This window comes from Nocardioides terrigena (genome assembly GCF_003047265.1).
GTDB lineage: Bacteria > Actinomycetota > Actinomycetes > Propionibacteriales > Nocardioidaceae > Nocardioides > Nocardioides terrigena.
In genome coordinates this window covers 347,932-371,741 of the sequence record NZ_PZYY01000007.1, presented here as the reverse complement: position 1 = coordinate 371,741, position 23,810 = coordinate 347,932, and the positions used below count along the sequence as shown (strand labels likewise).

Annotated in this window: 27 protein-coding genes; 7 read left to right on the top strand and 20 right to left on the bottom strand. The window is 73.1% G+C overall.

Annotation, left to right across the window (positions count from 1 at the left end; genetic code table 11):
- Positions 1 to 21: 21 nt before the first annotated feature.
- Positions 22 to 813: a hypothetical protein gene (locus DAE25_RS17485; protein ID WP_107767406.1), complete on the top strand. Its 792-nt coding sequence runs from the start codon at positions 22 to 24 to the stop codon at positions 811 to 813.
- 40 nt (positions 814 to 853) lie between these two features.
- Entirely contained in the window at positions 854 to 1,663 is an 810-nt protein-coding gene (locus DAE25_RS17480; RefSeq protein WP_107767405.1) for a maleylpyruvate isomerase family mycothiol-dependent enzyme, read from the top strand.
- Between the two features lie 6 nt (positions 1,664 to 1,669).
- Here the strand turns inward: DAE25_RS17480 and pheT are convergent, their stop codons facing one another.
- The 4 genes from pheT to DAE25_RS17460 all read right to left on the bottom strand — a co-directional run bounded on the left by pheT (position 1,670) and on the right by DAE25_RS17460 (position 8,780).
- Positions 1,670 to 4,153: a phenylalanine--tRNA ligase subunit beta gene (gene pheT / locus DAE25_RS17475; protein ID WP_107767404.1), complete on the bottom strand. Its 2,484-nt coding sequence runs from the start codon at positions 4,151 to 4,153 to the stop codon at positions 1,670 to 1,672.
- Positions 4,154 to 4,168: 15 nt separating this feature from the next.
- Positions 4,169 to 5,266: a phenylalanine--tRNA ligase subunit alpha gene (gene pheS / locus DAE25_RS17470; RefSeq protein ID WP_107767403.1), complete on the bottom strand. Its 1,098-nt coding sequence runs from the start codon at positions 5,264 to 5,266 to the stop codon at positions 4,169 to 4,171.
- Positions 5,267 to 5,469: 203 nt separating this feature from the next.
- Positions 5,470 to 8,073, bottom strand: coding sequence for a DUF4153 domain-containing protein (locus tag DAE25_RS17465; protein WP_159083816.1), 2,604 nt, complete (start codon positions 8,071 to 8,073; stop codon positions 5,470 to 5,472).
- Positions 8,070 to 8,780 (bottom strand): response regulator transcription factor, encoded by a 711-nt coding sequence (locus DAE25_RS17460; protein WP_107767401.1) that lies wholly within the window; start codon positions 8,778 to 8,780, stop codon positions 8,070 to 8,072. Before DAE25_RS17460 ends, DAE25_RS17465 begins: the two co-directional genes overlap by 4 nt.
- Before the next feature lie 127 nt (positions 8,781 to 8,907).
- On the opposite strand from DAE25_RS17460, the gene DAE25_RS17455 reads away from it, so the two are divergent.
- Entirely contained in the window at positions 8,908 to 9,540 is a 633-nt protein-coding gene (locus tag DAE25_RS17455) for a LysE family translocator (protein ID WP_107767400.1), read from the top strand.
- A gap of 26 nt (positions 9,541 to 9,566) precedes the next feature.
- Here the strand turns inward: DAE25_RS17455 and DAE25_RS17450 are convergent, their stop codons facing one another.
- The 7 genes from DAE25_RS17450 to DAE25_RS17420 form a co-directional block, all read right to left on the bottom strand.
- The gene (locus tag DAE25_RS17450; protein WP_234411116.1) at positions 9,567 to 10,640 is read right to left on the bottom strand and encodes a sensor histidine kinase; all 1,074 of its coding nucleotides are present in this window, start codon (positions 10,638 to 10,640) and stop codon (positions 9,567 to 9,569) included.
- A 9-nt stretch (positions 10,641 to 10,649) separates the two neighbouring features.
- The gene (locus DAE25_RS17445; protein ID WP_107767399.1) at positions 10,650 to 10,916 is read right to left on the bottom strand and encodes a DUF4031 domain-containing protein; all 267 of its coding nucleotides are present in this window, start codon (positions 10,914 to 10,916) and stop codon (positions 10,650 to 10,652) included.
- Between the two features lie 15 nt (positions 10,917 to 10,931).
- Complete coding sequence (locus DAE25_RS17440; RefSeq protein WP_107767398.1) at positions 10,932 to 11,741, bottom strand: TrmH family RNA methyltransferase; 810 nt, start codon at positions 11,739 to 11,741, stop codon at positions 10,932 to 10,934.
- Positions 11,742 to 11,757: 16 nt separating this feature from the next.
- Positions 11,758 to 12,144: a 50S ribosomal protein L20 gene (rplT, locus tag DAE25_RS17435; protein WP_056886184.1), complete on the bottom strand. Its 387-nt coding sequence runs from the start codon at positions 12,142 to 12,144 to the stop codon at positions 11,758 to 11,760.
- A gap of 66 nt (positions 12,145 to 12,210) precedes the next feature.
- Positions 12,211 to 12,405, bottom strand: coding sequence for a 50S ribosomal protein L35 (gene rpmI, locus DAE25_RS17430; RefSeq protein ID WP_056886183.1), 195 nt, complete (start codon positions 12,403 to 12,405; stop codon positions 12,211 to 12,213).
- An 86-nt stretch (positions 12,406 to 12,491) separates the two neighbouring features.
- Complete coding sequence (gene infC, locus DAE25_RS17425; protein WP_234411121.1) at positions 12,492 to 13,145, bottom strand: translation initiation factor IF-3; 654 nt, start codon at positions 13,143 to 13,145, stop codon at positions 12,492 to 12,494.
- 294 nt (positions 13,146 to 13,439) lie between these two features.
- Complete coding sequence (locus DAE25_RS17420; RefSeq protein ID WP_234411115.1) at positions 13,440 to 13,952, bottom strand: SseB family protein; 513 nt, start codon at positions 13,950 to 13,952, stop codon at positions 13,440 to 13,442.
- Positions 13,953 to 13,998: 46 nt separating this feature from the next.
- Here DAE25_RS17420 and DAE25_RS17415 point away from each other — a divergent pair, with 46 nt between their 5' ends.
- From DAE25_RS17415 to DAE25_RS17405, 3 genes are read left to right on the top strand one after another with little or no spacing between them, the layout of a single operon-like run.
- A complete protein-coding gene (locus DAE25_RS17415) occupies positions 13,999 to 14,457 on the top strand; it encodes a hypothetical protein (protein ID WP_199907658.1) in 459 nt (152 codons plus the stop codon).
- On the top strand, positions 14,454 to 15,683 hold the full coding sequence (locus tag DAE25_RS17410; protein WP_107767395.1) for an amino acid deaminase/aldolase: 1,230 nt from the start codon (positions 14,454 to 14,456) through the stop codon (positions 15,681 to 15,683). The genes DAE25_RS17415 and DAE25_RS17410 overlap by 4 nt, the downstream gene beginning before the upstream one ends.
- A gap of 7 nt (positions 15,684 to 15,690) precedes the next feature.
- A complete protein-coding gene (locus tag DAE25_RS17405) occupies positions 15,691 to 16,242 on the top strand; it encodes a nucleoside/nucleotide kinase family protein (protein WP_234411114.1) in 552 nt (183 codons plus the stop codon).
- On the opposite strand, the gene DAE25_RS17400 is transcribed toward DAE25_RS17405, so the two are convergent.
- Positions 16,212 to 17,177 carry a GNAT family N-acetyltransferase gene (locus DAE25_RS17400; protein ID WP_107767394.1) on the bottom strand — a complete coding sequence of 322 codons (966 nt, stop codon included), beginning with the start codon at positions 17,175 to 17,177 and terminating at the stop codon, positions 16,212 to 16,214. The genes DAE25_RS17405 and DAE25_RS17400 overlap by 31 nt on opposite strands.
- Positions 17,178 to 17,210: 33 nt before the next feature.
- On the opposite strand from DAE25_RS17400, the gene DAE25_RS17395 reads away from it, so the two are divergent.
- Positions 17,211 to 18,158, top strand: a complete 948-nt coding sequence (locus DAE25_RS17395) for an aldose 1-epimerase family protein (RefSeq protein WP_107767393.1) — start codon at positions 17,211 to 17,213, stop codon at positions 18,156 to 18,158.
- 7 nt (positions 18,159 to 18,165) lie between these two features.
- Here the strand turns inward: DAE25_RS17395 and DAE25_RS17390 are convergent, their stop codons facing one another.
- The 8 genes from DAE25_RS17390 to ribD are packed head-to-tail and all read right to left on the bottom strand — an operon-like array spanning position 18,166 to position 23,803.
- A complete protein-coding gene (locus tag DAE25_RS17390; protein WP_234411113.1) occupies positions 18,166 to 18,588 on the bottom strand; it encodes a PH domain-containing protein in 423 nt (140 codons plus the stop codon).
- Between the two features lie 10 nt (positions 18,589 to 18,598).
- Positions 18,599 to 19,465, bottom strand: a complete 867-nt coding sequence (gene hisG, locus DAE25_RS17385; protein WP_107767391.1) for an ATP phosphoribosyltransferase — start codon at positions 19,463 to 19,465, stop codon at positions 18,599 to 18,601.
- Positions 19,452 to 19,715 carry a phosphoribosyl-ATP diphosphatase gene (locus tag DAE25_RS17380; protein WP_056886174.1) on the bottom strand — a complete coding sequence of 88 codons (264 nt, stop codon included), beginning with the start codon at positions 19,713 to 19,715 and terminating at the stop codon, positions 19,452 to 19,454. Before DAE25_RS17380 ends, hisG begins: the two co-directional genes overlap by 14 nt.
- Before the next feature lie 24 nt (positions 19,716 to 19,739).
- Positions 19,740 to 20,210, bottom strand: a complete 471-nt coding sequence (gene ribH, locus DAE25_RS17375) for a 6,7-dimethyl-8-ribityllumazine synthase (RefSeq protein ID WP_107767390.1) — start codon at positions 20,208 to 20,210, stop codon at positions 19,740 to 19,742.
- The gene (locus DAE25_RS17370) at positions 20,207 to 21,466 is read right to left on the bottom strand and encodes a bifunctional 3,4-dihydroxy-2-butanone-4-phosphate synthase/GTP cyclohydrolase II (RefSeq protein ID WP_107767389.1); all 1,260 of its coding nucleotides are present in this window, start codon (positions 21,464 to 21,466) and stop codon (positions 20,207 to 20,209) included. The genes ribH and DAE25_RS17370 overlap by 4 nt, the downstream gene beginning before the upstream one ends.
- Positions 21,463 to 22,164 carry a nicotinamide riboside transporter PnuC gene (pnuC, locus tag DAE25_RS17365; RefSeq protein WP_407669398.1) on the bottom strand — a complete coding sequence of 234 codons (702 nt, stop codon included), beginning with the start codon at positions 22,162 to 22,164 and terminating at the stop codon, positions 21,463 to 21,465. Before pnuC ends, DAE25_RS17370 begins: the two co-directional genes overlap by 4 nt.
- Positions 22,161 to 22,772: a riboflavin synthase gene (locus DAE25_RS17360; protein ID WP_107767387.1), complete on the bottom strand. Its 612-nt coding sequence runs from the start codon at positions 22,770 to 22,772 to the stop codon at positions 22,161 to 22,163. Before DAE25_RS17360 ends, pnuC begins: the two co-directional genes overlap by 4 nt.
- Positions 22,772 to 23,803 carry a bifunctional diaminohydroxyphosphoribosylaminopyrimidine deaminase/5-amino-6-(5-phosphoribosylamino)uracil reductase RibD gene (gene ribD / locus DAE25_RS17355; RefSeq protein WP_234411112.1) on the bottom strand — a complete coding sequence of 344 codons (1,032 nt, stop codon included), beginning with the start codon at positions 23,801 to 23,803 and terminating at the stop codon, positions 22,772 to 22,774. Before ribD ends, DAE25_RS17360 begins: the two co-directional genes overlap by 1 nt.
- Positions 23,804 to 23,810: the final 7 nt, after the last annotated feature.

Here is a 23,810-nt window from a genome sequence, read left to right as displayed (position 1 = left end):
ATGCCTCACTAGGGTCTGGCCGTGGCCATCACCTTCGCCGAGCACCTCGACCTGCTGGACCTGCACGGACGCGCCGCCGTCGCGAGCCTCGGACAGCTGGGTCCCACCGACACCCTGCCACCCCAGGGCGTGCCGGCGCACCCGGCGACACGCGAGCACTGGGCCACGCTGGAGATCTGGGCCTGGTCGCTGGAGCACCCCGGGCAGCACTGGAGCGGTCGCCCGGAGCCGACTCCCCCGCCCGACCACGCCGCCGTCGTCGCGGCGATCGGCTCCGAGCTCACCCGCCTCGAGGAGGGACTGCTGGCCGCCGGACCGGACACGGCCATCGACTTCTTCGGTACGCCCGGGACCACCGGGCAGGTCGCTCGGCTGCTGGCCCACGAGGCGATCGGCGTCGCCCATGCCGCCAGCCTCGCGGCCGGACGCGTGACCCCCGACCTCAGCCCCGCCGTCGCGACCGACGGTGTCGACCGCGCGCTGGCGCACTGGGCCGAGCCGAGCGCCCACGTCGGGTGGCGACCCGATCCGGTGGTGCTCCGCGCCACCGACACCGCCCAGTCGTGGTACCTCGAGTGCGGCACGAGCAACCGGGGCGACCACGCGGCGTTCCGCCCGACCGGCACCCGCGCTCCGGGCGCCATCGTGTCGACGGACGCGGCGACGCTCCTGTGGTGGATGCACGGCTACCCCACCGCGGAGAGCCTGCTCGAGGTCTCGTCGAGTGACGACCTTCTCCTCCGCGCGCTGCGGCAGGGGCTGGGCCACGACGTGGACCCCGTGCCCCGTCGCCGGGGCTGGTGGCGCGGATAACGGCTGTCGCGCTGTCGGTGGTGCGCCCTACCGTGGGGCGATGACGCGACTGACGCCCGAGGACTACCTCGACCACATCCGAGCCGAGTCCGCCCGCTTCCGAGCGGTGCTGGCCGACGCCGACCCGGCCGCCCGGGTGCCGTCGTGCCCCGACTGGGACGCCGCCGACCTGCTCTGGCACCTCACCAAGGTCCAGCGCTTCTGGGCCGGAGCCGTGACGGACCGTCCCGCCGAGCCCGCCGAGGGCGAGGAGGCCTACGACGCGGAGCGCCCCGCGACCCACCCGGAGCTGCTCGCGGCGTACGACGTCGCCAGCGCGGCCCTGGCCGCAGCCCTGGAGGACGCTCCGCCGACGGACGAGGCGTGGACCTGGTCCGACGACCACACCGTGGGGTTCATCCTGCGCCGGCAGGCGCACGAGGCGCTGGTGCACCGGATCGACGCCGAGCTGGTCGCGGGCACTCCCTCGGAGGTCGATCCCCGGCTGGCCGCCGACGGGGTCGCCGAGGTCATCGGCGTGATGTACGGCGGGTGCCCGCCGTGGGGTTCCTGGGAGCCGCTCCCCCACTACGTCCGGCTCGACTGCACCGACACCGGCGACGAGCTGTGGGCCCAGGTGGGCCTCTTCAGCGGCACCGACCCCGAGAGCGGTCAGGTCATCGCCGACGAGGAGGACGTGCACCTCGTCGAGGCGCCGGCCGGCCTCGAGCCCGACGTCGTCGTCGACGGACCCGCCGCCGCCCTCGATGCCTGGCTGTGGCACCGCGGCGACGACACCGAGCTGTCCATTGCCGGTGACCGGGAGGCCCTCGCCCGCTTCCGCGCGATCGTGGACCACCCGATCAACTGACCCGGCTCAGCGCTGGACGGCCCCGGTGCGCTCGGCGGCGACCCGCACGGCGGCGTCGCGCGCCGCCGAGGACTCACCCTCCTTGAGGGTGCGGTCCGGGGCGCGGAAGCGCAGCGCGAAGGCCAGCGACTTCTTCCCCTCGCCGACCTGCTCGCCGGTGTAGACGTCGAAGAGGCGGATCGACTCCAGGAGCGGGCCGGCACCCTCACGCAGCGCGGCCTCCACGTCGGCGGCCGCCACGGTCTCGTCGACGACGAGCGCCACGTCCTCCTTGGCGACCGGGTAGGACGAGAAGGTAGGCGACGGCCGCAGGTGCACCGCGTGCTCGAGCATCACGTCGAGGTCGACCTCGGCCGCGACGGACCGGGGCGGGAGGCCGAAGGCCGCGCACACCCGCGGGTGCAGCTCCCCGGCGTGGCCGACGAGCACGTCGCCGAGCAGCAGGGCCGCGCAGCGCCCGGGGTGCCAGGGGGCGGTGTCGGCGGGGCGCGACGTCAGGTCGAGGCCGAGCGCCTCCGCCACCACCTGGACGGCGTCCACGGCGTCCGACCACGAGACAGCACGACCGTCGCCCCACCAGCCGGCGGCCTCGGCCTCACCCGTGGCCACCACACCGAGGTGCAGCGGCTGGTCGGGCAGCGCCTTGGTCAGGGCGTCGAGCTCGGCGTCGGTGGGCCGCCGGTCCACCGGCAGGATCGGCGCCGGCTCCGTCGCGCGGGGAAGCGTGACGGGCGCGGCCTCGAAGATCGCGACCGAGGTCGTGCCGAGCCCGACGTTCTTGCCGGCCGTGCGCAGCAGCGCGGGCAGCAGGGTCGTCGTCATGCCCGGCGCCTCGCTGCTGAGCGGGTTGGAGAGGCGCAGGGTGGTGCGGCGCGGGTCGTCGGCCGGGAGCCCGAGGGCGTCGAGGTCGTGGTCACCCACGAACGGGAACGTCACCACCTCGACGTAGCCGGCTCCGGCCATGGTGCGGCCGATGCGGCGCCGCAGCAGCTGGGTGCGGGTGAGGCCGCGGCCACCGGGGGCCTTGGGCAGCACCGAGGGGATGGTGTCGTAGCCGACGAGGCGGATGACCTCCTCGGTGGTGTCCTGGGGATCGGTGAGGTCGGGCCGCCACGGCGGCGGGGTGACCTCGAGCGTGCCGGTGCCGGTCACCTCGCACCCGACGGCGCGCAGCGCCTCGACGGCCCGCTCCTCGCTGATGTCGAGTCCGGACACCCGGGCGGCGCGGTCGCCGGCCACGGTGATCGTCGGCATCTGCGGGGGCGTCCCGACGACGGTGACGCCCGGGTCGACCTGCCCACCGCCGTACGTCGTGAGCAGCTCGACCACCCGGTCGGCCGCGGCCTCGCAGATGGTCGCGTCGACGCCGCGCTCGTTGCGCTTGCCGGCCTCGGAGGTGATCTTGTGCCGCCGGCCGGTCCGGAACATCGAGGTCGCGTCCCAGTGCGCGGCCTCGACGAGGACACGCGTGGTGGTGGCCGACATCTCGGTCGACTCCCCGCCCATCACGCCGCCGAGGCCGATGATGCCCGAGTCGTCGGTGACGACCAGGTCCTCGTCGGACAGGGTGCGGGCGGTGCCGTCGAGGGTCGTGAGCCGCTCCCCCGCACGCGCGCGGCGTACGACGATCGGTCCCTGCAGCGCGTCGGCGTCGTAGCCGTGGATCGGCCGCCCCGTCTCGAGCATCACGTAGTTGGTGACGTCGACGGCGAGCGAGATCGGACGCATGCCCGCCGCGGTGAGGCGCTGGGCGATGAAGTCCGGGGTGGGTGACGTCGGGTCGAAGCCGGTGACCGTGCGGGCCACGAACACGGGGCAGCCCGTCGGATCCTCGACCACGACCGGATGTCCCTGGTCGTTGGCCGCGGGCGTGTCACGGAGCGCCGGGTCGCGGAAGCCGCTGGCCCCGTCGACGGAGACCAGCACCTCGCGGGCGATGCCGCGCAGGGACAGGGCGTAGGCCCGGTCCGGGTTGATCTCGAACTCGATGATCTCCTCGTCGAGGCCGAGCAGGGGGCGGACGTCCTCGCCGGGCTTCCCCGCGTCGGCCGGCAGCACGATGATGCCGTCGTGGTCGTCGCCCAGGCCCAGCTCGGCGGCCGAGCAGATCATGCCCGAGGAGACGTGGCCGTAGGTCTTGCGCGCGGAGATCTCGAAGCCTCCCGGCAGCACTCCGCCGGGCAGGACCACGACGACCAGGTCACCGGGTGCGAAGTTGTGGGCGCCGCACACGATGCCCTGCGGCTCACCGGTCCCGTTGGCGTCGGCGACGTCGACGGTGCACCAGTTGATGGTCTTGCCGTTCTTCTGCGGCTCGGGCTCCATCGTGAGCACCCGGCCGACCACCAGCGGACCGGTGATCGCGGCGCCGGGGCTGTGGATGCCCTCGAGCTTGAGCCCGGTCAGGGTGAGGCGTGCGGTGAGCTCGTCGGTGCTGACGTGGTCGGGCACGTCGACGTACTCGGTGATCCAGGACAGGGGTGTCTTCATCTCTGATCCTCCTTCTCAGATCTCGGACCCGAAGGCGGACGAGAACCGCACGTCGCCCTCGAAGAGCGGTCGCAGGTCCTCGAGGTTGTGGCGGAACATGAAGCTGCGGTCGATGCCCATGCCGAACGCGAAGCCCGAGTAGGTCTCGGGGTCCACGCCGCAGGCGACGAGCACGCGCGGGTTGACCACGCCGCAGCCGCCCCACTCGATCCAGCCCTCGCCGCGACAGGTGCGGCAGGAGTCGCTGTCGACGCCCCGACACACGAAGCAGCGGACGTCGACCTCGGCCGAGGGCTCGGTGAAGGGGAAGTACGACGGGCGGAAGCGCGTGTCGATGCCGTCGCCGAACAGCTGCGAGGCGAGGTGGTCGAGCGAGCCCTTGAGGTGGGCCATGGTGATGCCCTCGTCGACGACGAGGCCCTCCACCTGGTGGAACATCGGGCTGTGCGTCGCGTCGTACTCGTCGGTCCGGAAGACGCGACCGGGACAGGCGACGTAGATCGGGGGCGTGCGGGTCAGCATGGTGCGCGCCTGCACCGGGGAGGTCTGGGTGCGCAGCACGACGTGGTGGTCGGCGGGCTCGGTCCAGAAGGTGTCCTGCATGGTGCGCGCGGGGTGGTCGGGCCCGAGGTTGAGGGCGTCGAAGTTGAGCCACTCCGCCTCCACGACCGGCCCCTCGGCGATCTCCCAGCCCATGGCGACGAAGATGTCGGCGATCAGCTCGGACTGGAGCGTGATGGGGTGACGGCTGCCGCGACGGGCCCGGTCCGTGGGGAGCGTGACGTCGACGGTCTCCTCGACCAGCATCCGCTCCTCGTGCTCGGCCTCGAGCTGGACCTGGCGCTCGGCCAGCGCCTTGTTGACCGCGCCGCGGGCCTGCCCGATGCGCTGGCCGGCGTCCTTGCGGGCCTGCGGCGGCAGGGCGCCGATCTCGCGGTTGGCGAGGGCCAGGGGCGAGCGGTCGCCGACGTGCTCGAGGCGGACGGCCTTGAGGGACTCCAGGTCGGACGCCGCGGCGATGGCGGCCACCGCCGCCTCGCGCATCGCCTCGACCTGGTCGGCGTCGAGCGGGGTGACCTGGACGGGGTCGTACTCGGTGTTGGGGCCGGACATGGCTCCCTTTCCTCACGTCTTCGTGGACGCACCGATTGTAGAAGTGGGTCGGACGGGGCAGCTCCCCGGACCCGGCGTCGTACGAAGGCCTGGCCTGTGCGGTCGGCGTCGGTCAGGCCGACGCGCCCCGGAGATCCGTGGCCCCCGGATCGACGGCCGGTCCGGGGCGACGAAATCGCAGGCGGGGCTCCATGGCCGCGATGCTAGCCGACCCCGGACCCGGACGGCTCCCCGAATTCCTCGTAGACCGGCGTGCACGGGTCGCCGGAGGCGTCCGGCGGAGGGGGCAGGTCCACGTCCGCGAGAGCTTCGCGCGCCCGCTCCCGGCCGAGGTTCCAGCCCCACACCGTGCGGTCCTCCTCGGCGAGCTGGTTGGCCGGGAGGTCCTGGAGGACACAGGCGGCGACCCGCTCAGGGAGACGCTCGGCGATCACCGGTGCCGCGTCGGCCGACAGCGACTGGAGGTAGCGGACGTCGAGGTCGCCCGTCTGCTCGTAACGGTCGATGTTGCGCTCCGCGACCCACGCGTCGGGGTTGAGGACGGCGAGGCCCAGGGTGGCGACGGCGCCGGTGACCAGCGCGACCCGGGGGATCCAGCGGCCCCGCCCGAGCACACCGGCCACCATGACGGTGAGCACGACGACCCCCAACCACCCCTCGAAGACGTCGACGACGAGGCGCAGCGTGGTGAAGCCGTAGGCCTCCTGGTAGACGTGCATCCGGTAGAGGGCCGAGGCGACCACCACCAGGGTGAGGACGCACAGCAGTCCCAACGAGAGCCGCAGCCACAGCCGGTCCGTCGGGGTGTCGCCGGCCCGGCGAGCCGCGGCCCACACGACGAGCAGGGTGAGGGCGGTCGCCACGGTGAGCTGGCCGAAGCCCTGGTGGACGTAGTCGGCGTAGGTGAGGCCGGTGGTCTCCTCGAGGTAGGCGTGGCCCCCGAAGAACACCGTGGCCTGGGCGGCCAGGAAGACCACGAAGACGGCGTCGACGATGAGGACCGGCACCAGCCACTCGAAGCGGTTGGGGAGCGGGTCCGCGGGCCGCCTCGGCGCCTCGACGCGGGCCGGGTTGAGGGCGGCGTACGACCCGGCGAGGCTGAGCCCGAAGACCGCGCACGCCACGAACACCCGGGCGACCAGGTCGCCGAACGTCAGGTTGGGCACCACCGCGTCGACCCAGCTCGCGAAGAGGGCGTCGGCCGAGGCGAACAGGGCGCCGAAGACCACGAGACCGAGCAGGGACAGGGCGACCGTGCGGGCGACGGCCGGGGTCCGACCCCCCGTCCCCACGAGCCGGAGGCTGCGACCGAACCACGGGAGTCCCCGCAGCGACGACAGCGGCCAGCTCAGGCCGGCCAGCACGAACCCGGGGAGGGTGACGGCGCGGGTGACGGCCACCAGGAAGACGGCGATGGCCGCGACCACGCACAGCAGGGCGATCGCCGCGTTGTCGAGGAGGGTGAGGGGTACGACGAGCAGCAGGCCCAGCGCGGTGGCCGCGACGACGAACGTGTCCCGGCGGTGCTTCGCTGCGACGTACGCCGCTCCCCCGGCGGCCGCGAGGACCAGCGTCCAGGCCAGGCCCGGGCCCACGAAGGTCATGGTGGCGCCGGCGAGGACCCCGACCAGCGCGCTGGCGACGACGACCCGCAGGGCGGCCGAGCCGGGCGGCTCGGGCCAGAAGGAGCCGAAGAGGGCGTCCATCCCCTGCTGCGGCGGCCCGACGGGACCGGGAGGGCCGTCCGGTCGCGGGGTCGCGGTCGGAGCGGGAGCGTGGGCGGGCGGGACGGCGGGAGCGGGCACGAGGGACTCCTGGGGCAGGTCGAGGGGGACGTGGAGGCGCAGCCGGGCGCCGGTCGCGCCAGCGGGCGGGTCGGTGAAGCGCAGGGTGCCGCCGTGGAGCTCGGCCACCCAGCGGGCCACGGCCAGGCCGAGGCCGGTGCCCCCTCCGGTGGCGTCGGTGCCGAAACGCTGGAAGACCCGCTCGCGGTCGTCGGCGGGCACACCGGGTCCGCGGTCCACGACCTCCAGCCACCAGTGGTCATCGCCGGCCCCGGCCGTCACGTGCACCGGTGAGTCGGACGGGCTGTGGCGTCCCGCGTTGTCGAGGACGTTCACCAGCAGCTGTCGGAGGCGAGCGGGGTCGGCGCCCACGACGAGGTCGGGCGCGATCGCGACGTCGTACGACGTGGTCCGTCCGGCGTGCGTCACCTCGCGGACGCAGTCGCCGACGAGGTCGGCCAGGACGACGTCGCGGGGCTCGAGCCGGATCACGCCGGCCTCGAGCCGGGAGAGCTCCAGGAGGTCCGCGACGAGGTCCCGCAGTCGCTCGGCCTGGGCCAGGGCGCCGGCCAGGTGCTCGGGGTCGGGCGGCACCACCCCGTCGGCGAGGTTCTCCAGGACCGCGGTCATGGCGGCCAGCGGTGTCCTCAGCTCGTGGGAGACGGTCGCGATGAGGTCGCGACGCTCGGCCTCGACCTGCTCGAGGTCGGCCGCCATCTGGTTGAACGCCTCCGCGAGCCGCCCGACCTCGTCAGTGGCGGTCGTGCGGACCCGCCCGGAGTAGTCCCCGCGCGCCATCCGTTGGGCGACGTCGGTCATCTGGCGCAGCGGAGCCACCATGCCGGCCGCGAGCAGCTGGGTCACGCCGAGGGCCAGCGCCACCGCGACGGGCACCGTCAGCAGGGCGGGCACTCCGGCGGCCGAGCCGAGCGTCGCGAGGAGGGCGGCGACGACGACGGAGGCGGCAACGAGGGCACCCAGCTTGACCTTGATGCTGGTCACCGGGTCGAGGGCGCGGCTCACGCGGCCGGCTCCCCGGGCTCGAGGGCGTAGCCGACCCCGTGGACGGTACGGATCCAGGTGGCCCCCAGCTTGTGCCGCAGCGCCTTGACGTGGCTGTCGACCGTGCGGGTCGCGACACCGGTGAGCCCCGTCTCCGCCCACCCCCAGACGTCGGCGAGCAACCGCTCGCGGGTGAGCACCTGGCCCGGCTCCCGGGCCAGGCAGACGAGCAGGTCGAACTCGGTGGGCGTCAGGTGCACCTCGGCGCCGTCGCGGGTCGTGCGCCGGCGCCCGGGGTCGACGGTGAGCCCGCCGACGACCAGCGGGGACCGCTCCGGGCTCGCGGCCAGCTCGGCCGCGCGGTCGACCCGGCGGACGAGCGCCGCGACGCGGGCCACCACCTCGCGCATCCGGAAGGGCTTGGTGAGGTAGTCGTCGGCACCGACACCGAGGCCGACGAGGATGTCGGCCTCGTCGTCGCGGGCGGTGAGCATCAGCACCGGCACGGGACGCAGCGCCTGGATGCGGCGGCAGACCTCGTGGCCGTCGAGGCCGGGGAGCATCACGTCGAGGACGACGACGTCGGGCTCGCCCGAGTGCGCCTCGTGGACCGCTGCAAGGCCGTCGAAGGCCTGGGCGACGTCGTACCCCTCGGCGCGCAGCCGCTCGGCCAGCTGGTCGTTGATGACCCGCTCGTCCTCGACCACCAGCACCCGTCGTCGTGTCATGGCTCGACCCTAGGAGTCCCGCGGCGTGGGAGGCGGGGACGACTCGTGAAGGTTGTGTGCAGATGGCCCGGCGCCCGCCCCGCGATATGGGGAGGCGCGACGGGCCCGGGGGTCCTAGCCTTGTCGGGTGCCGACCACCAGCCAGCTGCTCGCCTTCGTGCTCGCCTCGATCCTCTTCATCCAGGTGCCGGGCCCGAGCCTGCTCTTCACGATCGGTCGCGCACTGAGCGTCGGTCGTCGGGAGGCGCTGCTCTCGGTGCTCGGCAACGCGCTGGGGCTGCTCGTGCAGGTGCTGCTGGTCGCCCTCGGCCTGGGCGCCGTGGTCGCCGCCAGCGCCACGGCGTACACCGTCCTCAAGCTCGCCGGTGCCGCGTGGGTCGTGTGGCTGGGGATCTCGGCCATCCGCCACCGCAAGGACGCGCGGGTCGCGCTGACCAGCGGGCAGCGGAGGCCCGAGCGGCCCGGTGCGGCCGTGTGGACGGGGATGGTCGTCGGGATGAGCAACCCGAAGACGATCGTCTTCTTCGTGGCCTTCCTCCCCCAGTTCACCAACCCCACCGCCGGCCACGTCGGCGTCCAGGTCGCGCTCCTGGGACTGCTGTTCGGCGTGCTGGCCGTGGCCAGCGACTCGGCGTGGGCGATGGCCGCGGGCAAGGCCCGCGACTGGTTCGCCCGTCGACCCGAGCGGCTGGACGTCATGGGAGCCACCGGCGGCGTCATGATGATCGGGCTCGGCGCGACCATGGCCGCCGCGGAGTAGGTCACCCGCTCCACCTCACCCCGGGGTCAGTCCGGACGCTCGTCCTCGCTCGGCCAGTCGACCACCACGCGCGCTCCGCCGCCGTCCGCCTCGGTGACCGTGACGAAGCCACCGTGGGCGCGCGCCAGCCCGCCGACGATGTACATGCCCAGCCCGGATCCGCCGCTGGAGCCGTGCTTCCAGAACTTGGTGAAGACCCGCCGCCGCATCTCCTCGGGGATGCCCTCACCCTCGTCGTCCACGCAGATGCGGACCCCCTCGATGTCCGAGGACTCCGGGGTCACAGCCAGCGACACGGTCACCCGTCCCTGCCCGTGGCGGACGGCGTTCTCGACGAGGTTGGTGACGACCTGGGTGAACTTGTCGGGGTCGGCGAAGATCTCGGGGACCCCGTCGGGAGCCTCGAGCTCGATGACCCGGCTGGTGCCGGCGCCGACCGAGTCGACAACACGTCGCGCCAGCACGACCGCGTCGCACCCGCGCGGGTAGAGCGACAGCCGCCCGGTGTCGATGCGGGCCACGTCCAGCAGCTCGGCGATCAGGCGGACGAGCCGGTCGGCGTCGGCGTTGACGGTGGTGAGCATCAGCTTGCGCTGGTCGTCGTTGAGCTTGTCCCAGCGGTTGAGCAGCGCCTGCACGAAGCCCTTCACACCCGTCAACGGGGAGCGCAGCTCGTGGGCGACCGTGGCGACGAGGTCCGAGCGCTCGCGGTCGAGCCGGGCCCGGCCACGGCCGCTGCGGATCCCGATGGCCACGCCCACCACCGGGGCCAGCGGCCGCTCACGCACCATGCGCGCGGTGGTCAGGACCTCCTCACCGCGGGAGTTGAGCCACGACTGCTCGGGGATGCCGGTCCGGGTGGAGATGCTGCGGTCGGGACGGTTGACGTGCAGCCACGTCTCGCCGTCCTGGTCCTGGAGCAGCAGCACGTCCTCCAGTCGCGCACCCATGGCCTTGTCGACGGTCGTCCCCAGGAGACGGGCGGCGTGGTCGTTGACGAACGTGATCTCGCCCCCGATGGTGGCACCGAGGATGCCGTCGGGATAGAGGTCGGCCAGCGACTGGAGCCGCGTGGGCCGGGCTTCGACGATGCGGGGCACCGGCTCACCCTAGTCGGGCCGGGCCGCCTTGGGGCGTCGCAGGCCGGAGGCGCGCAGGCGGCCGACGAGCTCGCGACTCGTCACCGGGACGGCCCCGGCGGCCACCATGGCCTCGTAGTACTCCGCGGGGACGTCGTAGTGGTCACGGTCGAAGCCGCGCTCGGGGACGCCCTGGGCGAGGGCGAAGGCGTGCAGCTCGTCGTACGACGTGTCGCTGGCCAGGTGCGACCAGGTGCGGCCCCAGCGGGGCACGGCGGGCGGGTCGATGAGGATCACGGTGTGACGAGGTCCTCAGCCGCGCTGCGCGCGAGCGCTGGCGTAGAGGCAGACCGCGGCAGCAGTCGCGAGGTTGAGGCTCTCCGCCCGGCCGTGGATCGGGATGGCGACCCGGTGGTCGGCGAGCGCCGCCAGGTCGGCGGGCAGGCCCCAGGCCTCGTTGCCGAAGAGCCAGGCGGTGGGACCACCGAGGTCCGCGGCGAAGAGGTCGACCTCCCCGGCACCGTCGGCGGCCAGCACGGTGTAACCGGCGGCCCGGGCCGCGGCCACGGCGGCGGCGGGGTCGGGCTCGACCGCCACGGGGAGGTGGAAGAGGCTGCCCACGGAGGCCCGGACGGTCTTGGGGTTGTAGGCGTCGACCGAGCTCCCGGCGAGGACCACGCCGCCCGCCCCGGCCGCGTCGGCCGTGCGGATGACCGTGCCGGCGTTGCCGGGGTCGCGCACGTCGGCGCAGATGGCGACCGTCGACCCCGTGAGGGCTGACGCGAGGGGGACGTCGAGGTGGCGGCAGAGGGCGACCACCCCGGCCGGGTTGACGGCGTCGGAGAGGGAGGCGAGCGCCCGGTCGTCGACGGTGGTGACGACGTCGGCGGTCGCCAGCAGGTCGGCGTACTGCTGCTCGGCGGCGGGCGTGGCGAAGACCTCCACCACGCAGCTCTCCCCGGAGGCGAGCACGGTGGACAGGGCACCTTCGACGGCCTTGGGGCCGTCGGCAAGGAAGAGCCGCCGCTCGGAACGGACCGGGCGGCGGCTCAACTTGCGAGCCTCCTTGACGCGGGTGTTGCCCACGGTGAGTGGGGTGCCCGCGGTCACGGGGGTGCTCATGCTGGGGTCGTGACGATCAGGCACTGACCTTGGGCGCGTTGACGTCCTCGGGGAGGGCGGCCTTGGCGGTCTCGACGAGCACGTTGAACGCGGCGACGTCGTTGACGGCCAGCTCGGCCAGGATCTTGCGGTCGACCTCGACGCCGGCCAGGTTGAGGCCCTGGATGAAGCGGTTGTAGGTCATGCCCTGCGCACGCGCGGCGGCGTTGATGCGCTGGATCCACAGCTTGCGGAAGTTGCCCTTGTTCTTGCGGCGGTCGTTGTAGCTGTAGACGAGCGAGTGGGTGACCTGCTCCTTCGCCTTGCGGTACAGGCGCGAACGCTGACCGCGGTAGCCGGAGGCGCGCTCGAGGACGACCCGGCGCTTCTTCTGGGCGTTGACCGCCCGCTTGACGCGTGCCATTTCAAAACTCCTTGGTGCTCAATCTGGGGAAAGTGGTGCAACCAGCCGCCGGAGGCGGCTCGTGGGTCAGCGACCCAGCAGCTTCTTGGCGCGCGCGTTGTCGGCCTTGGCGACCTCGACCGTGCCCGACAGGCGACGGGTGACCTTGGAGGGCTTCTTCTCGAGGTTGTGGCGCTTGCCGGCCTTCTCGCGAAGGATCTTGCCCGAGCCGGTCACGCGGAAGCGCTTGCTGGCACCGGAGTGCGTCTTGTTCTTCGGCATCTCTCTCTACTTTCTGCTGCTGGATGTCTGGGACGTCCTTGATGGACGACGCGGTTGACGTGGTGGGACCGCGAGGTGACGCAGGCTCACGCCTCGATGTCGTCGTCGAGGTTCTCGGAGCGGCCGCGCTCCTTCTTCGCCGCGACGGGACCTGCCGCGTGGGCGGCGTCGCGCTCTGCCTGCTCCTCGGCCACGGCGGCCTCCCGCTGGGCCGCCTTGGCGTCCTTGGCGGCGGCGGCGTCGATCTTGGCGTCGGCCTTCTTCTTGTGAGGGCCGAGCACCATGATCATGTTGCGGCCGTCCTGCTTGGGCGACGACTCGATGAAGCCGAGCTCGGTGACGTCCTCGGCCAGGCGCTGCAGCAGCCGGAAGCCCAGCTCGGGGCGGTGCTGCTCGCGACCGCGGAACATGATCGTGATCTTGACCTTGTCGCCGGCCTTGAGGAAGCGGACGACGTGGCCCTTCTTGGTCTCGTAGTCGTGGGCGTCGATCTTGGGACGAAGCTTCATCTCCTTGATGATCACGTTCGTCTGGTTGCGACGCGCCTCGCGAGCCTTCTGGGCGTTCTCGTACTTGAACTTGCCGTAGTCCATGAGCTTGCAGACTGGCGGCCGGCCCTGGGGAGCGATCTCGACCAGGTCGAGGTCTGCCTCCTGGGCAAGCTTCAACGCCTGGTCGGTCGGCACGATGCCGACCGTCTCGCCATTGGGCCCGACAAGACGGACCTCGGGAACGCGGATCCGCTCGTTGATGCGCAGCTCGGTGCTGATGTGTCCTCCAGTGACTCAGTGGTTGGAATGACCCTGGCCGGAGACACCTGCCCGAAATGAACAATGGCTCCCGCGGTGGACCAAGCGGGAGCCAGCAGTGACGCACGCCAGGCGTGCGCCTCATCCGGACCGTGACCCGACGACCTGTGGTGCAGGGCGATCGATGCGGGTGGGGAACGATGGTGCTGTTCCCGCTTGGAGGATCGGTCCCGCTCCCGGTGGTGGCGGAGTGGAACTGATCGGTCAACACCGAAGACTAGCGGATCATTCCGCCGCCGGGCCAATCCAGCCCAGCTGGTCGCCGCGACCGTCCTGGAGGCGGACCACCCGCCACCCCGCCGCGAGCCGGGTCAGGTCGTCGCCCTCGACCACCACGGTCGCGGGCCCCGCGATGTCGACGACCAGGGCCGCGGCTCCGTCCTGCACGGCCGACTGCGCGGCCAGCCTCGTGGGGACCGGGACCGGTCGCGCGCCGGCGTCCCACGTGGCCAGGCTGTCGGAGCCGGTGAAGGCCAGCAGGGCACGCCGGCCGTCGGCACCGGTCATCAGCACCGCCGCCATATCGGAGGTCTTGTCGTGGGCCAGGCCGTGCTCGTCGACCTCCACCTCGCCGAGGACGGCGACGACCGGCACGAGCAGCCGGGCGTCCTGGAGCGCCAGCAGCGCGTCGCCGTACGTCGTCGGTTCGGCGACCAGGAGGGCGAGCGCTGTGCGCAGTGTCGGGTCGGCGGTGCCGTCGTCACCGGCGAACCCGGGATCGGGGATGTGTCGTTCCACGCGGCCATTCTCCCTGTTCCGTGGACCACTGTGGAACTCTGGAGGTGTGGACGGAGCAACGTGGGCGGCACTGACCGCGACCCTGACCCTGCTGGGACTGGCCTGGACGTGGGTCGCGTTCCAGAGACGCGGCACGACCGCGGCCATGCGCGCCCTCGGCTTCACGCTGATGCCGGTCGCCGCCTACCTCACCGGCACCCTGGAGATGTTCACCGAGATCGCCGGGTCCGTCACCGACTGGGCGTCCAGCCTGGTCTTCAACCCGGCCACGTGGATCGGGATCGGCCTCGCCGGCTTCGGTGTGGTGCTGATCGTGCTGGCGGGGGTGCTGCGCGACCGCCAGCTGGGCCGGGCTGCGGGAGCTCCCGACGCGGAGGTCACGGGCTCCACCCGCCGTCGGGCGGTCCCGGAGGCCTCGTCGACCCGGGCTCCCCGCCAGGAGCCCGTGGTGGACGACGAGATGGCCGAGATCGAGGCGCTGCTCAAGAAGCGCGGCATCCAGTGAGCCATGCTGCGGTCGACGGGTTCGTCGAGCGCAACCGGCTCTGGGCCCGACTGGGAGCCGCCGTCGCGAACCACCCGGAGCCGCTGTCGACGCCGATCGCCGTCGTGGACCTCGACGCCTTCGACGCCAACGCCGACGACCTTGCGAGACGGGCGGGTGGCAAGCCGGTCCGCGTCGCGTCCAAGTCGCTCCGCGTCCCCGCCCTGGTGGCGCGGGCACTCGCCCATGACGGCTTCTCGGGGGTGCTGGCCTACACGGTGGCGGAGGCGCTGCACCTGCACGGCTCCGGCATCAGCGACGACGTCGTGGTGGCCTACCCCAGCGTCGACCACGGGGCGCTGGCGCGCCTGACGTCCTCGGAGGCGGCGGCCGCCGCGATCACCCTCATGGTCGACGACGTGGCGCACCTCGACGCCGTGGATGTGGCGCGCCCCTCCCCCGGTGTCGTCGTCAGGCTCGCCGTGGACGTCGACGCCGGACTGCGGCTGGGCAGCCAGCACGTGGGACCCAAGCGCTCCCCGCTGTACGACGCCGCGGCGGTGACCGCCCTCGCCCGCGAGGTCGTCTCCCGTCCGGGCTTCGCCCTGGTCGGCGCGATGACCTACGAGGGACAGGTCGCCGGCGTGCCGGACGACGTCCCGGGCCAGCGCACGAAGTCGCTGCTCGTCCGCCGCCTCAAGCAGGCGTCGGTCTCCCAGCTCGAGGTGCGCCGGCGCGAGGTCGTCGACGCCCTCGCCGGGCTGGCCGACCTCGAGTTCTGGAACGGCGGCGGGTCCGGCTCCGTCGAGTCCACCGTCGCCGACCCGGTCGTCACGGAGGTGGCCGCCGGCTCGGGGCTGCTCGTCCCCGGGCTGTTCGACCACTACCAGTCCTTCTCCCCACGCCCCGCGGCCTTCTTCGGTCTCCGGGTCAGCCGCAAGCCCTCCCCGGCCCTCGCGACGGTGCACGGGGGTGGCCTCATCGCCTCGGGACCCGTCGGCGACGACCGTGCCCCGATCCCGTGGGCTCCCCCGGGCCTGCACCTGACCGGGCTCGAGGGCGCCGGGGAGGTCCAGACACCGCTCACCGGGCACCCGGCGGCGATGCTGGCCATCGGCGAGCTGGTGTGGTTCAGGCACGCCAAGTCGGGCGAGCTGTTCGAGCACGTCAACGACGTGCACCTGGTCCGGGGCGACCGGATCCTCGAGACCGTGCCGAGCTACCGCGGTCTCGGCCACGCCTGGTGACGGACCGGTGACCGACCCCCGCGAGGTGCTGGCCCACGCGCTGTCCCGCCCGCCGACGCTGGGAACCGGGCGCCTGGTCTGCATCGACGGGCTCGCGGGGGCCGGCAAGACCACCCTCGCCCTCGGCCTCGCGGCCATCACCCGCGCCCAGGTCGTGCACGCCGACGAGCTGCTCGAGGGGTGGTCCGGGCTGCCCGGGCTCGGGGCCACCCTCCACACGGTCCTGCGCCCCCTGGCCGCAGGTGCGTCGTCGGAATGGGTCCGCTGGGACTGGCACGCCTCCGCCTGGGCCGAGTCTCACCCGTTGTCCCCCGGTGGCCTCCTGGTGGTCGAGGGCGTCGGCTCCGCCCCGGCCCGCATCGACGACCTGGTGACCACGCTCGTGTGGGTCGAGGCTCCCCGCGACGAGCGGCTGCGACGCGGGATCGCCCGTGACGGCGAGCAGATGCGTCCGCAGTGGGAGCAGTGGCTGGACGACGAGGCGGCGCTGCACGCCCGCGAGCGCACCCGCGACCGGGCGGACCTGGTCTACGCGACCGGCTCCTCCTCGAGCGCGTAGTTGTCCTGGCGGTAGCGCACGCCGTAGCCCGCACGCTCGTAGATGCCCAGCGCGCCCGTCGGGTTCTGGGTGTCGACGTCGAGGCTCGACGTGTCGAACCCGGCCGCCCGGCAGGCGTGCAGGGTGTGGGCGAGCAGGTGGGTGGCCAGTCCGCGACCACGGTGGGCCGGCAGCGTGCCGACGTAGGCGACGTACGCCTCGCGGCCCTGCGCGCCGGACGGCGCCAGCTCGTACTCGTGCACGAAGACGTACGCCGCGACCCGGCCGCCCGCCGCCGGGTCCCGCAGCACGAACGACTGGTCGTGCCGGGTGTGGGCCGCGCCCACCATGAAGCCCTGCCAGGTTTCCTGGTCGACGGCGGTGCCGTTCGGGTAGTCGCGGAACGCCTCGTTGTGGGCGTCCCGCAGCTCCTCGGCGGTCTCCGGGTCGAACGTGCCGACCACGAGGTCGTCCGGCAGCACGGGCTCCGGCAACGCGGTCAGGTCGGAGAACATCAGGAAGTTGTGGCGGTCGACGCCGAGGCCGTGCTCGGAGAGCAGACGGGCCTGGTCCTCGCGACCGGCCAGCGCTCGGGTCTGGAGACGCAGGCGCGTCGAGGGCGCGGCGACCGCGTGCATCGCCCGGGCCGCCTCGATCGCGCGGCCGAGCATCGCCGTGCCGTGGCCCTCGCCCAGGCGGGCCGGGTCGACGTCGCCGAAGAGCAGGAAGTGCTGGCTGCCGTCGTGCGGCGCGCGCGGCAGGATCGCCGTGTAGGCGACCAGGTCCTCGCCGTCCCAGCGGCCCTCGACCGCGACGCCCGGGTAGTCGGCGAGCAGCTCGCGCACCTCCGACGCGGAGAGCTCGAACCCCGTGGCGTGGTCCGCGGCGATCCGCGACATCAGCGCCGCCACGACGTCGGCATCATCGGCGGTGACGGGGCGGTGGGTCATGACCATGACGGAACCCTAGGCGGGCCTAGGGTGTCGCGCATGGCCCCTTCACACCGCGTCGCCCCCAGCGGCGAGCAGTACGAGATCGCGGCAGCCGGCTACCGGGCGGTGGTCACCGAGAGCGGCGGCGCCCTGCGCCTGCTCGATCACGGCGGCCGGGCGCTCGTGGACGGCTTCGGCGAGGACGAGATGTCGTCCGGCGGTCGCGGCCAGCTGCTCATGCCGTGGCCCAACCGGATCCGCGACGGCCGCTACGCCTTCGGCGGGCGCGAGCACCAGCTGGCCCTCACCGAGCCGAAGCGCTCCAACGCGTCGCACGGGTTGGCGCGCTGGGTGGCCTGGACGCTGGAGGAGCACACCGCCAACTCGGTGTCGCTCGTCCACCGCCTGATGGCGCAGAGCGGGTACCCGTGGGCGGTGGACCTGCACGTGCTCTACGACCTCGGTGCGGACGGGCTGACGGTCACGCAGACGGCGACCAACCTGAGCGGCGAGGCCGCGCCGTACGCCTGCGGGGCCCACCCCTACCTGTGCGTGGGCGAGGGCATCGACCACCTCGAGCTCACCCTCCCCGCGAGCACCCGCACGCTCACCGACGACCGGCTGATCCCGGTGGAGACGGTGCCGGTCGACGACGAGCACGACTTCCGCACGCCGCGGGCGATCGGGTCGACCGCCTTCGACGAGACGTACGGCGACCTGTCGCGCGACGAGGGCCTCGCCACGGCCACGCTGCGGGACCCCGCGTCCGGCAACGGGGTCGCCCTGTGGGTCGACGAGCGGATCTCGTGGCTGCTGCTCTACAGCGGCGACGACGCCCCCGGGCTCGAGCGGCGCTCGTTGGCGGTGGAGCCGATGACGGCACCGCCGAACGCGTTCAACTCCGGTACCGACCTCGTGACCCTGGCCCCGGCGGGCGAGCCGGGCGACGAGCTCTCGGTGACGTGGGGCATCCGGGCCCTGAACGCCACCGACGAGGCGCACTGACGGGTTCTCAGCGGTCGATGAGGGACCGCAGGCCGCGCACCGCGGCACGGGCCCGGTCGCCGTCGGACCCCTGGATGGCCAGGACCGACACGGTGGTGCCGTCGGCGAGGTCGAGCGTCGCCCACGGCGCCCCCTGCGGCAGCCGGACCGCGACGACCTGCGCCCAGTCGTAGACGTGGCGCTTGTAGCCGTTGACCACGGTCAGGCCGGCCTCCTCCGCCACGACCCGCGACCGGGCCAGGGCGTAGCCGACTGCGGCGTACAGGAGTCCGAGCGCGAGCAGGGTGGAGCGCTGGAAGAAGGTGAACCGGGCGCGCACCGAGGGGTCGAAGCCGAACCACGCGAACGTGCAGACCACCAGGAGCATGCCGCCGAAGAACAGCACGGCGAGGCGCACGCCGAGCGGACGCCACGTGCGCGGGAGGGACACCGGGGCCCCGTCAGATGCGGCAGGCATGGATGTCGGTGAGCAGGATCGCCCTGGCCCCGAGGTCGTAGAGCTCATCCATCAGACGCTGCGCGCCGGCACGCGGCACCATGGCACGCACCGCGACCCAGCCCTCGCGACCGAGCGGGGAGATCGTCGGGCCCTCGAGGCCCGGGGTCACCGCGACCGCACGGTCGAGCTGGTCGCGGGAGATGTCGTAGTCCATCATCACGTAGCTGCGCGCCACGAGGACGCCCTCGACGCGACGCATGAAGACCTCGAAGCCGGGCGGGGTGTCGCCGTTGCGGGAGATCAGCACCGCCTGCGAGTCGAGGACGACCTCGCCGAAGGTCTCGAGCCCGGCCGCGCGCAGCGTGGACCCGGTCTCCACGACGTCGGCGATCACGTCGGCCACCCCGAGCTGGATGCTGGTCTCCACCGCCCCGTCGAGGCGGGTGACCGTCGCGTCGATCCCGCGCTCGGTGAGGAACGACTCGACGATCCCGACGTACGACGTCGCGATGCGCAGGCCCTCCAGCTGGTCGAGCGACGAGTAGCGGCCCACCGGCCCGGCGAAGTGGAAGCGGCTGCGGCCGAAACCGAGGTCGCGCACCTCGACGGCCTTGGCCCCCGAGTCGCGCAGCAGGTCGCGGCCGGTGATGCCGATGTCCAGGGTGCCCTCGCCGACGTACAGCGCGATGTCGCGCGGCCGGAGGTAGAAGAACTCGACACCGTTGTCGGCGTCGATGAGCGCGAGCTCCTTGGAGTCGCTGCGCTGGCGGTAGCCGGACTCCTTGAGGATCTCCGACGCGGCCTGCGAGAGGGCGCCCTTGTTGGGGACGGCGACGCGCAGCAGCTCGGGCTGCTCAGAGGTGCTCATAGACGTCCTCCAGCGTGATGTCCGCGGCGATCATCAGCACCTGCGCGTGGTAGAGCAGCTGGCTGATCTCCAGCGCGGTGGCGTCCTTGCCCTCGTGCTCGGCGGCCATCCACGACTCGGCGGCCTCCTCGAGGAGCTTCTTGCCGATCGCATGGATCCCGGCGTCGAGCTGCTGCACGGTGCCCGATCCCTCGGGTCGGGTCTGGGCCTTCTCGTTGAGCTCGGCCCACAGCTCCTCGAACGTCTTCACGGGTGGCAAGCCTACGGCCGTCGCTCAGCCGAGCCCGGCGAGGGTCCGGGCCGTGGCCAGGGCCGAGGCCGTGGCTTCCCAGCCCTTGTCCTCGCTGGAGCCCTCGAGGCCGGCCCGGTCGAGCGCCTGCTCCTCGGTGTCGCAGGTGAGGACGCCGAAGCCGATCGGCACGCCGTGGTCGAGCGCGACCCGGGTGAGGCCGTCGGTGGCGGCGGCACAGACGTACTCGAAGTGCGGGGTGCCGCCGCGGATGACGACGCCGAGGGCGACCACGGCGTCGTGCTCCTCGGCGAGCGCGTCGGCGACGACCGGCAGCTCGAAGGTGCCCGGCACGCGCACGATCTCCGCGTCGGTGACGCCGTGGGCGGCGAGGGCTCGGTGGGCGCCGGCGAGGAGCCCGTCCATCACCTCGGTGTGCCAGCTCGCGGCGACCACGGCGACGCTGTAGTCGCTGGCGTCGAAGGCGGTCTCTGCGGGGGCGCCGTGCTTGCTCATTGGTGCAGCTCCTCGGTGGTGACGGTGGGGTCGCCCAGGTCGGGCAGGTCGTGGCCCATGCGGTCGCGCTTGGTCTCGAGGTAGGCGCGGTTGGCATCGGTCGGGTGCATGGCGAGGGGCACGCGCTCGGCCACCTCGATGCCGAAGTCCTCGAGGCTGGCCGTCTTGTCCGGGTTGTTGGTGAGCAGGCGCACCCGGGGCACGCCGAGGTCGCGGAGCACCTGGGTGGCGGTGCCGTAGTGGCGGGCGTCCGCGGGCAGGCCGAGGTCGAGGTTGGCGTCCACGGTGTCGCGACCACCGTCCTGGAGCTCGTAGGCCTGGAGCTTGGCCACCAGGCCGATGCCGCGACCCTCGTGGCCGCGGAGGTAGACGACCACACCGCAGCCCTCCTCGACGATGCGGGCCATCGCCTCCTGGAGCTGGGGGCCGCAGTCGCAGCGGTGGCTGCCGAAGACGTCGCCGGTGAGGCACTCGGAGTGCACGCGGGTCAGCACCGGCTCGCCCCGCCCGACCGCCCCGGCGATGTCGCCGTGGACGAGCGCCACGTGCTCGCTGTCGTCGATGGTGATGCGATAGCCGTACGCCGTGAAGTCGCCGTGCGCGGTCGGCAGGCGGGTCTCGGCGACGCGCTCCACGTGCCGCTCGTGGCGGCGGCGGTAGCGGACGAGGTCCTCGATGGAGATCATCGCCAGGCCGTGCTCGTCTGCGAACTCGCGCAGCTCGGGCGCGCGCTTCATGGTGCCGTCGTCGTTGACCACCTCGACGAGCACGCCGGCCGGGGTGAGGCCGGCGAGGGTGGCCAGGTCGACGGCCGCCTCGGTGTGCCCGCGGCGTACGAGCACTCCCCCGTCGCGGTAGCGCAGCGGGAACACGTGCCCGGGCCGGGTGAGGTCGCCGGGCTCGGTCGCCGAGTCGGCCAGCACGCGGGCGGTGTGGGCCCGGTCGGCGGCGCTGATGCCGGTGCTGACGCCGTCCTTGGCGTCGACCGAGATCGTGTAGGCGGTGCGCAGCTTGTCCTTGTTGTGCGGCGTCATCAGTGGGATCTCGAGGCGCTCGAGCATCTCGCCGGGCATCGGCACGCAGATCACGCCGCTGGAGTGGCGGATGGTGAAGGCCATCAGCTCCGGGGTCGCCCGGGAGGCGGCGAAGATGATGTCGCCCTCGTTCTCGCGGTCCTCGTCGTCGACGACGATCACGCAGCGGCCGGCGGCGATGTCCTCGATCGCCCGCTCGACGGAGTCCAGTCGGACGCTCATGCGGTCACCTTCTCGTGCTGGGGCTGGCTGGACGTGCTCGTGGTCGTGCTGCGGGCGCTGGCCCGCACCCACACGGCGAACCCGACCACGACGAACACGGCGTAGACGAGGTACATCCCGGCCGTCGGGTAGTAGCCGGCCCGGACGAGGGTGGTCACGCCGACGACGTCGACGAGCATCCACACGAGCCAGAACTCCACCCAGCCGCGGGCCATGCCGTAGGTGGCGAGCATCGAGCCGGTCAGGATCCAGGCCTCCGTGACGGGGCCCCACGAGCCGATCTGCTGGAGGACCGCGTAGGCGACGGCGTAGCCGACGACGCCGAGACCGACCAGCTGGAGCCGCTCGGCACCGGTGGCCCACCGCGGCGTGATCGCCCCGCCGTCGGCGGCACCCCCGGCGCGGCGCGACTGCGACCAGCGCACCCAGCCGTAGAGCGACACGGCGGCGAAGAAGACCTGCCTGCCGGCCTGTCCCCAGAGGGGCTCGGCCACGACGCCGCTGAGCTCGCCGGAGGCGAAGACCACGAAGAGCAGGAGGTTGCCGACCAGGCCGATGGGCCAGGCCCACACGAGGCGTCGCATGCCCAGGACCGCGCTGGCCAGGCCGAAGAGGTTGCCCACGACCTCGGGGGCGCTGAGCTGGCCGCCGGCCACGGGGATCGTGCCGTGGACCAGCCACTCGAGGAGGTCCATCAGTCCTGCTTCCTGGTGTGCAGGCCGCTCTGCAGCAGCTTCTCGACGTGCTTGGCGATGATGTCGGCCTCGAGGTTGACGCGGTCGCCGACCGCCCTCGACCCGAGGGTGGTGCGGGCCAGGGTCTCGGGGATGAGGCTCACCGTGAAGCTCTCGTCCCCGGCCTCCACGACGGTGAGGCTGACCCCGTCGACGGTGATGGAGCCCTTGTCGACGAGGTACGGCGCGAGGTGCCGCGGCAGGGAGACCTCGACGACCTCCCAGTGCTCGCTCGGGGTGCGGCGCAGCACCTCGCCTACGGCGTCGACGTGGCCCTGCACGATGTGGCCACCGAGGCGGGTCTGGGGGGTGACGGCTCGCTCCAGGTTGACCCGGTCCCCCGGCCGGGCGCCGGCGAGCGACGTCTTGTCGAGCGTCTCGGCCATCACGTCGGCGGTCCACGTGCCGTCGGTGACGTCGGTGACGGTGAGGCAGCAGCCGTTGACGGAGATGGAGTCTCCCAGGCCGGTGCCCTCGAGCACGGTCTGCGCGCTGATCGACAGGCGCAGGGCGTCGCCCTGCTCCTCGATCGCGGCGACGGTGCCGAGCTCTTCGACGATGCCGGTGAACATCAGGGGGTCCTCTCGAGGGTCAGTCGGACGTTGGCGTCGACGCCGGTGCCGATGACGGCGGCCTGCCGGATACGGAAGCGGAGCTGGTCGGAGATGGTGGTGATGCCGAGGTCGCCCACCGTGCTCGCGCCGGCGCCCAGGAGGCTGGGGGCGACGTAGGCGACGACCTCGTCGACGAGGCCGGCGGTGAGGAAGGCGGCCGCCAGGGTGGGCCCGCCCTCCAGCCAGACGTGCTGGCGACCGCGCTCGTGCAGGTCGCGCAGCGCCTCGGCGGGCTCGCGGGTGCGCAGGTGCACCGTCTCGGCGTGGTTGTTGAGGATCCGGCGATCGGGGGCGAGGTCACGCAGCCCCATCACCGCGCGCAGCGGCTGGTGCCGCACCGGGCGGTCCCAGTCGTCGCGGACGGTCAGCAGCGGGTCGTCGATCTCGACGGTGCCGGTGCCGACGAGCAGGACGTCGCACTCGGCGCGCAGCCGGTGGGTGTCCTGTCGTGCCGGCTCGCTGGAGATCCAGCGGCTGGTGCCGTCGGCTGCGGCGCTGCGGCCGTCGAGGGTGGTGGCGAGCTTCCAGGTGACGAAGGGCCGACCGTGCTCGACGGCGAAGGTCCACGCCCGGTTGAGCCGGGCGGCCTCGTCGGCGAGCAGGCCCGCCTCGACCTCCACCCCGGCCGCACGCAGCGCGTCGGCGCCGCCCGCCGCCTCGTCGGTGGGGTCGTCCTGGGCGAAGACCACGCGGCGTACTCCGGCGGCCAGGAGCGCCTCGACGCACGGGCCGGTGCGCCCCGTGTGGTTGCAGGGCTCGAGGGTCACCACCGCGGTCGTGCCGCGGGCCGCGTCGCCGGCTTCGGCGAGCGCGGCGACCTCCGCGTGCGGCGTACCGGCTCCGCGATGGAAGCCCTCCGCGACCTCGGTGCCGTCGTCGGCCAGCAGCACACAGCCGACCCGCGGGTTGGGGCCCAGCGGGACGCCGGGGTTGGCCGCGATCCGCAGCGCACGCCGCATGGCGGCGGTCTCCGCCGGTGTCGCACCCATTGCTCGC